Origin of the sequence: Mucilaginibacter angelicae (genome assembly GCF_042434235.1) — a bacterium.
GTDB classification, from domain to species: Bacteria; Bacteroidota; Bacteroidia; order Sphingobacteriales; family Sphingobacteriaceae; genus Mucilaginibacter; species Mucilaginibacter angelicae.
This window is the reverse complement of record NZ_JBHLTS010000075.1, coordinates 32,729-45,940: the sequence shown is the minus strand read 5'-3', so window position 1 is coordinate 45,940 and position 13,212 is coordinate 32,729. Positions and strand designations below refer to the sequence as shown.

The window sequence follows — 13,212 nt, the reverse complement described above, 5'->3', positions numbered from 1 at the left end:
AGGCTGAGAGTACAGCACGTCTTTATTTAACTATAGTGCTTATAAAGCAAATATCCAATCACCGCAATTACCGCAACAGCAATTACAATATAAATCGGCTGCGTTTTTTTATTGCCTGTGCCGCCAACATTCACATTACCGGTACGCTTAAGTACACCCCATCCGCTTAGCTCACCTTTAAGGGCTTTGCGTAACGATTTAAATAGCACATAATACATCAGCTGCCGCCACATAAACCGTTGCGGGATAATGTAGATGAGTTTCTTGTAGTCCTCTTTTTCCATGCGGAAGGCGATGATGCCTACTATAAAATCAATCACCACAAATGCCACATAATAAAGCAACATCTTCTCTGGCTTTTCGCCAAACAGGGCTAATAGCATCATCAAATCTGCCAGCGGGGAGAACAGCGGTAATATGATCTGGAAAATAAGGATGTTAGGCATCCCCACCATTCCAAAAAACTTGTACTTTTTGTTAAACAGCGCATCCCGGTTTTTCCAGAAGCTTTGCATTACGCCAAAGCTCCAGCGGAAACGCTGTTTAAGCAGCATATTAATGCTTTCAGGTGCTTCAGTATAAGCAATGGCCTCAGCACAGTTTCGGACTACATAGCCTTGTTTAAGGATGCGCATAGTCAGGTCGCAATCCTCGGCAAGGGTGTCATAAGTGAACCCGCCTGCACGGAAAATAGCCGATTTGCGGAATGCGCCTATAGCCCCTGGCACAACAGTAATACTGTTGATGAGGTCAAATGCACGGCGGTCCATGTTTTGAGCGGTGATATACTCTATCGACTGCCAGCGTGTAATGATATTGGTTTCGTTCCCAACTTTAACAGTACCGGCTACTGCACCTATTTCCTCATCGGTAAAGTAGGTCATGAGCTGGTAAACAGCATCGGTTTTGAGCTGCGTATCGGCATCAATACAAACCACAAAATCATTTTGTGCATGGGTAATACCAAAGTTTAACGCTGATGCTTTACCTCCGTTTGGTTTGGTTAATATTTTGATCAGCGGGCTACCTTTATAGGCAGCCTCCACAACTTCAAATGTTTTATCTTTTGATCCGTCATCAATAAAAATAATTTCGAATGATGGATAATCGGTTTTGAGCAGGCTTTGAATGGTTGCTACCGCGTTAACCTCCTCGTTGTAAGCAGGCACAATAATGCTCACAGCAGGCATCGCATCGGTATTTCGATCAAGCTTTTTGGATTTTTTATCCACGCTTCGCTGCCTTACTGCTAAAATGCCGATAAGCACAATACGGCCGATAGCCAGGAATATGGCCGACAGGAATATATAGATCAGCGCCCAGTTAACATAGTAATAGCCATGAACAAAAACATCATAAGCCGGACCGAAAATGCCTGTGCTTGGATCCGGTTTAATCGGCGGCATCAGGTCATCTTTAGTTTTGCCCAGCACATCGGCAATAGTAGTAAACTGGTAGCCGTGTGATTTAAAGTAATGAATGATCTCGGGCAGGGCTTTAACAGTTTCTTCGCGGGTATCGCCACCGGCATCGTGCAGCAATATCATCGATCCGTTATCTTTTTGCCTTATGGTGCGGGCAATAATGCTATCGGCAGTTACGCCGGGTTGCCAGTCCCATGGGTCGATAGATTCACCAATAGTGATATAGCTTTGACGGCGGCTTTCAGCAACGGGGATTACCTCGGCAAGGGTTTGTGGTTCGGCATCGGCATTAAATGGTGGACGGAACAGGATAGTGCTTCGGCCGGTTACCGATTCAATAAGTTTACGGGTGGAGTTAAGCTCCAGGATCACCCTTTTTAAACTGATGGTTGAAATATCGGGATGAAAAAACGTGTGGTTACCTATTTCATAGCCTTCCTCATATTCGCGGCGGAGCAGCTGCATGTTTTTTTCGGCCATGGAGCCAACAACAAAGAACGCTGCCGGTACTTTTTCGGCTTTAAGGATATCTAAAATGCGGGGGGTAAAATCCGGATCGGGCCCATCGTCGAAAGTTAAAACAACTTTTTTAGGGGCATAGCCATACCTGCGGATCACGTATTTGGTAGGAAGCTTGATGTAATGCTGATCAAGAATGGTAAACGTGGAGGTATCCATTTTTACATTTATCTCGCCTGTGGTAGGTGTTGTGATGAGGTCAAGTACCTCGCCATCGCCATCATAATCAACATTTACCCGGTTGTTCAAACCTACAGATGTAAGTTTGCGCATGTCGATACCGGTTTTTTTCAAAGAGTCTATCGACAGGTTTTTCTGGAAAAAGGTCCAAAGGCGAGGGTCTTCTGCACCTAAACGCCATAAAGCCACGCCACCGGTCGCCCAGTCGTCGGCCATGCGGATCACATTAAAGTTCGTTGCGGCATCGGTAAAATATACAGTATGGTCAAGACTGTCTTTGTCCATATAAGTATAATGCAGGTTGGCCGAATTTGGGTCGAAGGTGATTTTGCTTTTTTGTTCATCGGCGGTACTGATTGCCTGCTGGTACCCCATTGTTTTACCTACGCTGCTTTCACGCCAGTCATAGGCGCCGCCTGCAAAAGTTAAAATTATTTTCTCTGATGGTACTTTTGAGCACACATCATCCAGGATCTGCTCAACCCAGCGCTGGTTGGAAAGATCGCCGGCATTGGTAGCTTCATAATGTTCATCAATAGCCATAATGAACAGGAAATCGTTCACATGCTGAAGCTTGGTGATATCAAACGTTTCATCTTCGGGCACTACGTTTTGCGTAACCAGGAAACCTTTGGCATGCAGGGTTTCATAAAGCTCTTTTTGAAAGGTGATATAATTTTTGCCGTTGCGGTCCCTTAGTTCATCAAAATCAACATTGATGCCCTTTAGCTTATTTTTAGTAAGCGAGTTAACTATGCTGTTAATGAAATTACTGCGGAGTGTTTTACTGTTAACAATGCGGTCAACATCTTTAGTGTCATAACCACCGTGAGCATTGTCATAGTTTACGTAGTTTGACAGCGATACAATAATAGGCTTGTTGTACTTTTTGTTAAGGTTCATCAGCCCGGTATCGAGCTTTGTTATTACGGTATCAACTTTTGGCGCTATAAAAAAACCTTCACTTACCACCATATCCAGGTGGCCAATGTTTACTACCAGCGAATTGTAAGCCTGCGGTTCCCATGCACGGTAAAAAGCAGCATTGATCCGGTCTTTATTGTTGGGTTGTTTAAGCTGGTGAAGTTTTTTTGCACGTTCAAGTGCTTCTATTTCAGATTTTTGTATTTTGAACGATTTGAACTTTGTTGACTTTTTTAACTGCTCAAGCTCCTCTTTGGTCATTTTTTTGGGAGCAGGATTAAGGTTAGGAAGCTCAGGATAGTAGGTTGAACGGATAGTAACAATTACGGCTATAATACCAATAACCAACACAGCCAGTAGTACACGGCTTAACCATTTAAAACGGTTCCACCTACCGGGATTATCAGCCTGAAAAACTTGCTTGCTTGATGACATTAAGAGAATTACTTTATTAAAAGTATAGGTTACTTATGAAGATTGTATGAAATGGGAATTTAGCATTATTTGGCGGTTTTTCCAGGTTCGATACCCGAAAAATCAACACCGCATTTGCAATTACCGCCACAGCTCTTTTTAGTGGTGAGGGTCCTATACATCATGCGGCCGATGTAAAAAACAGCAGCGGCAAAAAGTATCGCGATAATGATGATTTGCATATTCATAAAGACAAAATTAAACATTATTTAATATATACGTACAGACAGGGTAATTAGTACAAGGTTTAATGAGGCATAAAGGCAATTGTGCCGCCAACCCAGTTATAATCTTTGTTATAACGTACGCCTATCATTTTTCCCCGGCTTAACCGCGCAAGGTTAATAGCAAGCGTGGGTTTTTCATCGCCATCGGGCCAAAGATAAAGCAGCCTGATCTCGGCTTTTACGCCCCCTTCCGGCGATTGTACAACGGGTTCGTAATTTACCTTTTGCTGTAAGATCCAGTTTTCGGGATCGGTAATGGCCTCTATGTCATCCTTACTAATATCAATAATTACACCCTGGCCTGCAAAAGAAAACAACGGTTTAAGTACATAGTTTTCCAAATCGGCAGGGATTTGTGCTAACTGGTGTAAAAACTGTGTTTGGGGGATATAATCGCCCGTTAAAAAAGGCATGGTAAATTTGCTGACGCGGTAAAACCAGTTGGGATGGGTGATCCACTCAACCTCAAGTGGCTGCCTGATATCAGCCACTTTGGTGAAGATCTCCGGGTCGCCGGCTATTTCATCAAATATGAGGCGATTGTAGATGCGCTTAATTTCTTTCTTTTGGTTGCCCGCCATGTAATAAAGCTTTTTGCCATCCTGGATCAGATCGCTTAATGATACCACCGGCGTACCAATATATTTTTGGGTGAGATAAAAATCGACTGCTGTTTTTTGTTCCGGGGCATTTACATCCATCAATACAACTTCATCAGGCAGGTAAGGGCCGAGGATGGTTTTTTTAAGCAGATGGAGGTAGCTTTCCTTGTTTAAGCCCCCGAAAAAGATGGTTTCATCACCGGGGATACCGTAAACCCCGCGGTAAGTATCGCCCAAATGTACCTGGAAGCCATAAAGCGATGGGAAGCCCTGTAATTCAATTAGTTTGGGTACGATATTTCCCTGCTCATCTTTACAGATGCCAAAATCCAAAGCGATAAAATGAGGATGATCGTTTTCATTAGATACCCGCCACAAATCAGGAATGGCGCGTTCGGTCAGTTCCTTAAAATCGGGCCTGAGGATGGTATCAATGATATCATTCCCTGCAGTTATGAGCTTGTCACGGAAACCGGCAGTCAAAAAAACAGGCGTTTCTGCAACGCGAAAAGAAACAGGCTCTTTTAAGTCATTATTGAGCTCATCAAGAAATTGACTGTATTTCTCGTCGCTGAATTTTTCGTTAAATGTTTTTCTAACTGATGGGTTCATTATAATACTGCATATTATCCATGTCATTGCGAGCGTAGCGCGGCAACCGCACGTAGGCATAACCGCCCTGTAAAGCATGTGATTGCCGCGCTACGCTCGCAATGACATAGTGTTATAATTATACTACGCCCAATGCACTTTCTACCGCCATATCCAAAAAATTAGGGATAAGCGTATGCTGGGTATGCGTTATTTTATCCGGATCGTCAAGGCGTTCCAGCATCTCACGGTATTTAACTTCGCCGTGTTCGTTTATTACTTCGTCCTTTTTTTCTTCGCGAAGCAACATGCCTTTCATCCCTGCGGCATCGGCTTCGGGATGGAACTGCGTGGCAAAGAAATAGTCGTTATACCTGATAGCCATCATAGCCCTTGGCATATCCACATGCGGGCGTTCTTTTTCAATAGCCACCAATTGCATGCCCAGTTCTTTAAAACGTTTTTCATCCGGGTTGATCACCTGCCAGCTGCGCGAATCAACGGCGTAAAAAGGTTCGGCCAAACCTTCAAATAATGGCTCATTTAACCCGACATCGGTTTTATTTACCGGCAGTACTCCAAACGAAGGGGAGCGGCGCATATTGATATCGCCCAGTTTGTAATGACGGCACATTAACTGAAACGAGTGGCACACAAAGAATACATGTTTTTTGTTGCTGTTGTTTGACAGGTTATGATCTTCCAGCTTATTAACCAGGTTAAAGTATTTCTTTTCCCATTCGGTACCCTCGGTTTCCAAAGGATTACCCGGCCCGCCGCTTGAAAGGTAGATATCAAAATTGGTACCCGGCATTTCGCACTTGCGGCGCACATCAAAAATCTGGTAACTTAAATTCAAATCGTGCTCAGCTTTGTATCGCTTCAAAATATCCTGGAAACCGCGCATACCTTCGTTCGCTATCCCATCATACAAATCAAGTATGGCCACTTTTATTTCCGGTTTCATAAGCCCCCTCTAAATCTCCCCCTAATGGGTGAGACTTTTATTTTGTTTGTTATAAATAATTAATATCTCATGGCTTTTTAAAGCCCTCTCCCTTTAGGGGAGGGTTTGGGAGGGGCTTACAACCCCTTCAATGTTTGCGATGTAATATAATCCACCACATCGGCAAAGTTATTGTTTTGCTGGTAAATGGCCAGCTGCCTGTCGGCCCCTGTGCCATGCTCCAGTATACTGTGTACATATTGCAGGTCATCGCGCGAGCCAAGCTCATCAACCACATCGTCAACAAAATCAAGTAATTCCAAAATCAGCGAACGGGTGTTTACCTCCATTTCCTTGCCGAAATCAATCATTTTACCATCGATACCGTAACGGGCAGCACGCCATTTATTTTCATTAATGAGCGCGCGCGAATAGTTAATGAACGTCATGTTTTGCGCCCTGAGCTTATACAGCTTAGCGCACAAAGCCTGGAATAACGCGGTAAAAGCTATAGTTTCATCAACCAGCATAGGGCAATCGCAAATGCGGAACTCGATGGTTTCAAAGAATGGGTGTACGCGGATATCCCACCAGATCTTCTTGGCGTTATCAATACAGTTGGTTTTTACCAGCAGTTTAATATAGCGGTCGTACTCCTCAATACTGCTGAAGTAATCGGGTATGCCTGTACGCGGAAACTTGTCAAAAACCTTGGTGCGGAATGATTTGAAACCCGTATTTCGCCCTTCCCAAAAGGGCGAATTTGTTGATAATGCATAAATGTGCGGCAAAAAGTACCGTACCTGGTTGGCTATATGAATAGCCATATCCCGCGACTGGATGCCCACGTGCACATGCAAGCCAAAAATGAGGTTTGAACGGGCAGCCTCCTGCATTTCATCCACAATTTCAAAATATCGCGGATGATCGGTAATCAACTGGTGCTGCCAGTGCGAAAACGGGTGCGTGCCCGCGGCGCCAATGCGCAAACCTATATCGCCGGCCAGTTGGGCCACCGTAGTGCGGAGCTTGCTTACCTCCTTACGGGCCTCCTGTGTATTGCGGCAAATATGGGTACCCACCTCAACCACTGCCTGGTGCATTTCGGCCTTTACCTGGTCTTCATGGATCTTTTGCGCGCTATCCACAATTTTTTGCTCATGCGATTTTAGCTCCCGCGATACAGGATCAATCACCATAAATTCTTCTTCAACACCTAAGGTAAATTCGTTCATAATTGGTTAGGGTTTTACTCTTCTTCTTAAAAACTCCCCTCTCGAGAGGGGGCGCATAGGGTGGTGTGATAGAAGGGGTGTGTTTCTACTCGCGATAACACACCCCTACACCCCTCTCAAGAGGGGAATCGCACATGCCCTTATTTCTTAGCTGCCTTTTTAGGCTTAGCCGCTGCTTTTTCTTTCACAGCGGTTGCTTTTGCAACCGGTTCTTTCACAACGGCCGCTTTTACAACAGGTTCTTTTGCAACAGAAGCTTTTGCAGCAGGTGCTTTAATTGCTTTAGCTTTCTTCACTTTCCCCTCTGCTTCAATAGCATGGTCAGCCGCAGCTACTGTAACATCGGCTTTAACTTTTTTAACAGCCGCAACAAGCGGTGTTTTTGCTGCTGATGTTTTTACATACTCGCCCCAGGTAAGGTTGTCGATGCCCTCTTTTTGACTTTTGGCGCGTTCAATGGCATAATCGGCGGCGGTTTCAACAACCCATTCAAAGTTTTCCTGGCCTACACTGGTAACTTCGGCATCGGGGGCAGGGTTGCAAAAGTCAATAGCATAAGGAACGCCGTCGCGTACAGCAAACTCAACAGTATTAAAATCGTAACCTAAATATTGATTTAGTTTTATTACATAATCTTTAACAGTATCCAGTAATTTTTTTGATGCAGGTGCTTTGCCGTGCTCGTAACGCAGGTGGTGAGGGTTGCGTGGCTCATATTGCATAATGCGTACATGCTTGCCGCCAATGCAGTAGCAACGGAAGTAATCGTCAAAAACAACCTCTTCCTGCAGCATCATTACATATTGTTTGGTTTTGTTGTATTTGTCGAAAAAATCCTTTTCGTTTTCAATTTTGTAAACTTCTTTCCAGCCGCCGCCATCAAATGGTTTCATATAGGCCGGAAAACCTACATAATTGAAAATGCCGTTCCAATCCAATGGATAAGCCAGGTTACGGAACGATTTATTGGTAGTGTCATCGGGCAGTTCCTTTGATGGCAGGATCACCGTTTTGGGCACAGGCACCCCGATTTTTACGGCGAGGGCATTGTTGAAAAATTTTTCGTCGGCACTCCACCAAAAGGGGTTGTTGATTACCGCGGTACCGCAAATAGCGGCATTTTTTAAGGCTGCACGATAGTAAGGCACATCCTGCGAAATACGGTCGATGATCACGGCGTAATCAAGCGGTTCGGCCTGCATTACCTTATCAAGCCGTACAAACTCGGCACTGATGCCTTTTTCTGCTTTTTGGTTTACCCGATCCACAAATGCTTGCGGAAACGAATCTTCCTGTCCGAATAAGATGCCAATTTTTTTCATGGTAGTAGGTGTTTATATGTTTGTTTTTCTTTGGGTTTCTGATTCAATAATTCGCTAACTCATTAATTCAATAATTGATTTATTTAATGGTTGATAAATAATGCGGGAACATTTCGCGCCAGATGGGCCAGTCGTGATTGGCAAACGGGCGGATATCCAGCCAATGTTTAATGTTTTTTTGCTTTAAAATATTGGAGAGCTGGATATTATAACCTTTGCATATGTCATGCTCAGATGTACCAAGGATGATATTCATTTGCCAAAGGTTGTGATGGTTACTGCCCGGTAAAAAATCAACCGGGTTATTGTAAAAGATATTATCATCATAGTAACCATCGGTAAACATTTTGATATCAAATGCGCCGCCCATGCTAAACAGGTGCCTTACTTTTTCGGGATGCTTAAACGCAAAATTGGCGGCGTGATACCCCCCGAAACTGCATCCGGCAACAGCTACTTTGCCAACCCCTGTTTCGTGCATAGCCCAGGGAATAAGCTCGTTTAGCAGCATGCGGTCATACCCGGCGTAGGTTTTGGCCCTGTCGGCCGGGTGGATGCCTTTATTGTACCAGCTGCGGTCGTCGATGGTATCGGGGCAGTAGATCTTCACCAGGCCGTTGTCAACAAACCATTTTACGCTCTCGATCAGGCCGAAATCTTTGTTTTGATAATAGCGGCCTTTGGTAGTAGGGAAAACGATCACGGGGTAACCACGATCGCCGAATACCAGCATTTCGAGGTCGGTGTTAGTGTTGGGTGAGTGCCAGCGGTGAAATTTTTCGGTCAAAGCAGTGTAGTTTTTATAATGATTGTAAGTTAGGAGGTTTGTTTGAAAAAGGCAACAGCCTGATAATATTAATCCTTAGCCCCAAAAAGTAAAAAGTATAGCTTACTTTTGTGCCCTTAATTTTAATTTAGAAAGAGATGTACCCGGGCTGGCTTGATACTGAAATGACGATAACTGAACAAGATATAAATATAACCTCGACACTGCTTAGTAGGGAGGTAACTTTAACCATCCTGAAACCCGAGGATAGTGATATTGCAGAACCCCTGAACCTGCTGCTGCTTAACGACGGACAAGAACTGCAAAACCTGGGACTGAAAACCACGCTCGAAACGTTATATAACTCCAATCGCCTTAAGCCCGTATTGATTGTGGCTATACATGCGGGTGAAGACCGCCTGGATGAATACGGGATTGCCGGTAAGCCCGATTTTAAAGGCCGGGGAGCAAAAGCCGATGTGTATACACAATTTATAAAAGAAGAGTTGCTGCCCCAATTAGAGCAACTGACCGGTTTTAGTGAATTTGATACAACCGCATTTGCAGGTTTTTCGCTTGGCGGTCTATCTGCTTTTGATATTGTTTGGAACAACCCTTTATCGTTTGATAAAGCAGGCGTTTTTTCCGGCTCGTTTTGGTGGAGGGGAAAAGACCTTGCCAAAGGTTACACCGATGCCGACAGGCTGATGCACCAGGTAATAAGAGAAACAAAAGCTAAACCAGGTATCAGCGCCTGGCTGCAAACCGGCACCAAAGATGAAAGCAGCGACCGTAATAAAAACGGTATTATAGATGCCATTGATGATACCATCGACCTGATCAGGGAAATGGAAACCAAAGGGTTTAAACGCCCGGAGGAAATTCAATATGTTGAGTTAGTAGGAGGTACCCATGATACCGCTACCTGGGGCCGGGCAATGGCTAAGTTTTTGGTTTGGGCTTTTGGGAGATAAGGTATAGTTTAATTACTTATTTCTACAGTAGATACAAACTCATCTTTCTTTTTGATATCTGCATTGGGAGCTAAAATTGATGACACACTATAAAGCTTATTGCCAATGATGAACATAAATAAGAAGTATTTTTTGCTTTTATTGTCAACTCCTATACTGGTATAGCTGGTAAATCCTTTCCATGTCCCTATTTTAAAATCTTCGAGTTCAACAGTGGGAAGGCTTTTTAGTATACCTGCTTTTAGTTGGGATGCAAATTCTGGTGTCGTTTTATAAGGAGCAATTGCCGTTGAATCAATACCGGCAGTCGCTGCAAAATCAACAACGGTAAAAACGTAAGCTATCGATGTATCTTTGGATGTTGCAATGAAGGTACCTTTTATTCTTTCCACCGGCTCGGTAGGGAATTTAAGCGAAACACGATTGTCGGCTTTATGGGTTATCCAGTTAGTTTGGGCGTGGGTTATACTAACGGCAAATATTATCGTGAACAGAAGCGTGATAAGTTTTTTCATTTCGTTCTAAATTCAGCAAAAATTATAGAATTGTCAATAAAAATTGAAGAAAGAAGTGACAATCAAAGTCGTCAATCTGTCTTTAAGGTTTATCCTGCAAGCGTACTTTAGGTAAGCTTAATGTATTAATTATCAACTATAACTTGTAAACGCTTTAAAATCTCATATATTAAGTGTACCTTTGCGCCAAATTTTAGGGAGCATTTTCATGCAAAAAATAAGAAATATCGCGATTATAGCGCACGTTGACCACGGTAAAACTACTTTGGTTGATAAAATCCTGCACAGCTGTGCCATTTTCAGGGACAATGAGCAAACCGGAGAGTTAATCCTCGACAATAATGACCTTGAACGTGAGCGTGGTATCACCATCGTTTCAAAAAACGTATCTGTAAGGTATAAAGATGTTAAGATCAACATTATTGATACCCCTGGTCACGCCGATTTTGGTGGCGAGGTTGAGCGTGTATTGAAAATGGCCGATGGTGTATTGCTGCTTTGCGACGCTTTTGAAGGCGCCATGCCTCAAACCCGTTTCGTAACGCAAAAAGCTTTGGGTTTAGGCCTTAAGCCAATTGTAGTTGTAAACAAAGTTGATAAAGAGAACTGCCGCCCCGAAGAAGTTTACGAACAAATTTTTGAATTATTCTTCAACCTTGAAGCTACTGAAGATCAACTGGATTTCCCGGTTATCTACGGTTCATCAAAACAAGGCTGGATGAGCACCGACTGGAAGAAACCTACAGAGGATATCTTCCCGCTAATGGATGCTATATTAGAAAACATTCCTCCGGCACCTATTGCTGAAGGTACACTGCAAATGCAGATCACCTCGTTAGATTATTCATCTTTCGTAGGCCGTATCGCTATCGGCAGGGTTGCACGCGGTACTATCAAAGAAAACCAGCCGGTATCTTTGGTAAAACGCGATGGCACTATTCAAAAATCAAGGATCAAAGAACTTTATACATTTGAAGGCTTGGGTAAAGTACGTGCTACTGAAGTTAGCTCGGGCGATATCTGTGCTGTAGTAGGTATTGAAGGTTTTGATATTGGCGATACCATTGCCGATTTTGAAAAACCAGAACAACTGGAAGTAATTAAAATTGATGAGCCAACAATGAACATGTTGTTCACCATCAATACTTCACCTTTCTTTGGTAAAGAAGGTAAATTTGTTACTTCACGCCACCTGCGCGACCGTTTGTACAAAGAGATGGAAAAAAACCTGGCGCTTAGGGTTGTTGAAACCGAATCACCTGATTCATACCTGGTTTATGGTCGTGGTATCCTTCACTTATCGGTACTGATTGAAACTATGCGTCGTGAAGGTTACGAATTGCAGGTTGGTCAGCCACAGGTTATCGTTAAAGAAATTGATGGCGTTAAATGTGAGCCGGTTGAAACCCTTATAGTTGACGTACCGGGTGATGTTGCAGGTAAAGTAATTGAGCTGGTAACACAACGTAAAGGTGATTTGTTGATCATGGAGCCTAAAGGCGATTTACAACACCTTGAGTTTGATATCCCTGCTCGTGGTATCATCGGTTTACGTAACAACGTATTAACCGCAACAGGCGGCGAGGCTATCATGGCACACCGTTTCAAAGCATACGAACCATGGAAAGGTCAGATCCCGGGCCGTTTAAATGGTGTATTGGTATCAATGGATACCGGTAAAACTACTGCTTTCGCAATTGATAAATTACAGGATCGTGGCAGGTTCCACGTTGATCCGGGAGTTGATATTTACGAAGGCCAGGTTTTAGGCGAGCACATCCGCGATAACGATTTGGTTATTAACTTAACTAAAGGCAAGCAGTTAACCAACATGCGTGCATCTGGTAGCGATACCAACGTACGTATTGCTCCGGCTATTAAATTCTCGTTAGAAGAATCAATGGAGTATATCCAGGCCGATGAGTACATTGAGGTTACGCCGCAAAGCATCCGTTTACGTAAAATTTATCTTAACGAAAACGAACGTAAGATCAACGCTAAGAAATTTATCAGCCAATAATATTTGATAAATAAGCATATGAAGCCCTCCGGTTAACCGGAGGGCTTTTTTTGTTTGGTATATTATCAATAGCAGGCAGGAAGCACCTACGGAGCCAAATACAGCCTTTTATATTCTGCTATAAACACGTCACTCCTATGGAGTGTAAAACAATTATGAAGAATTACCCCAGAGGGCGTTGTCTTTATTTAAGGGAAATCCCCCAGAGGGGGAACAGGTTTGTAGCGACATAGATTCCCAAAATAACCGTGCCAGAGGTACGGAACACCGGAGTTGTGTACCTCTGGCACACTAAAAAATCATTTATTTTATTTTTTTCTACAAACCTTTTGCACCTATGGTGTATCCTGTCAATTCCTTAAATAATGACATTGCCCTACCGTGTTTATAGAAGAAAGCAAACCAATTTCAAGGCTCGGTAGGTGCCTCCTGTTATAATAGCGATGCTCTCCCCAAGGTTGCCATACTTAGATCTCCGTTGAAATTACTAACT

10 protein-coding genes are annotated in these 13,212 nt (G+C 43.4%); 2 read left to right on the top strand and 8 right to left on the bottom strand.

The features are described from left to right. Positions 1-26 precede the first annotated feature (26 nt). From ACFFGT_RS25320 to ACFFGT_RS25290, 7 genes are all read right to left on the bottom strand, one after another. Entirely contained in the window at positions 27-3,482 is a 3,456-nt protein-coding gene (locus tag ACFFGT_RS25320; RefSeq protein WP_377025309.1) for a trifunctional glycoside hydrolase family 18/polysaccharide deacetylase/glycosyltransferase family 2 protein, read from the bottom strand. A 65-nt stretch (positions 3,483-3,547) separates the two neighbouring features. After that, positions 3,548-3,709, bottom strand: coding sequence for a FeoB-associated Cys-rich membrane protein (locus ACFFGT_RS25315; protein ID WP_377025308.1), 162 nt, complete (start codon positions 3,707-3,709; stop codon positions 3,548-3,550). A 59-nt stretch (positions 3,710-3,768) separates the two neighbouring features. Next, on the bottom strand, positions 3,769-4,962 hold the full coding sequence (locus ACFFGT_RS25310) for a hypothetical protein (RefSeq protein ID WP_377025307.1): 1,194 nt from the start codon (positions 4,960-4,962) through the stop codon (positions 3,769-3,771). 118 nt (positions 4,963-5,080) lie between these two features. After that, positions 5,081-5,908 carry a type 1 glutamine amidotransferase gene (locus ACFFGT_RS25305; RefSeq protein WP_377025306.1) on the bottom strand — a complete coding sequence of 276 codons (828 nt, stop codon included), beginning with the start codon at positions 5,906-5,908 and terminating at the stop codon, positions 5,081-5,083. A gap of 116 nt (positions 5,909-6,024) precedes the next feature. Further along, the gene (locus tag ACFFGT_RS25300; RefSeq protein ID WP_377025305.1) at positions 6,025-7,122 is read right to left on the bottom strand and encodes a carboxylate-amine ligase; all 1,098 of its coding nucleotides are present in this window, start codon (positions 7,120-7,122) and stop codon (positions 6,025-6,027) included. Between the two features lie 140 nt (positions 7,123-7,262). Next, positions 7,263-8,444, bottom strand: a complete 1,182-nt coding sequence (locus tag ACFFGT_RS25295; RefSeq protein ID WP_377025304.1) for an ATP-grasp domain-containing protein — start codon at positions 8,442-8,444, stop codon at positions 7,263-7,265. A 79-nt stretch (positions 8,445-8,523) separates the two neighbouring features. After that, positions 8,524-9,231 (bottom strand): esterase family protein, encoded by a 708-nt coding sequence (locus tag ACFFGT_RS25290; RefSeq protein ID WP_377025303.1) that lies wholly within the window; start codon positions 9,229-9,231, stop codon positions 8,524-8,526. A 164-nt stretch (positions 9,232-9,395) separates the two neighbouring features. On the opposite strand from ACFFGT_RS25290, the gene ACFFGT_RS25285 reads away from it, so the two are divergent. Continuing rightward, positions 9,396-10,184: an alpha/beta hydrolase gene (locus ACFFGT_RS25285; RefSeq protein ID WP_377025302.1), complete on the top strand. Its 789-nt coding sequence runs from the start codon at positions 9,396-9,398 to the stop codon at positions 10,182-10,184. Between the two features lie 8 nt (positions 10,185-10,192). Here ACFFGT_RS25285 and ACFFGT_RS25280 read toward each other — a convergent pair whose 3' ends face one another. Beyond that, a complete protein-coding gene (locus ACFFGT_RS25280) occupies positions 10,193-10,699 on the bottom strand; it encodes a hypothetical protein (protein WP_377025301.1) in 507 nt (168 codons plus the stop codon). Between the two features lie 208 nt (positions 10,700-10,907). On the opposite strand from ACFFGT_RS25280, the gene typA reads away from it, so the two are divergent. Then, positions 10,908-12,719: a translational GTPase TypA gene (gene typA / locus ACFFGT_RS25275; protein ID WP_377025300.1), complete on the top strand. Its 1,812-nt coding sequence runs from the start codon at positions 10,908-10,910 to the stop codon at positions 12,717-12,719. The last annotated feature ends 493 nt before the right edge of the window (positions 12,720-13,212 follow it).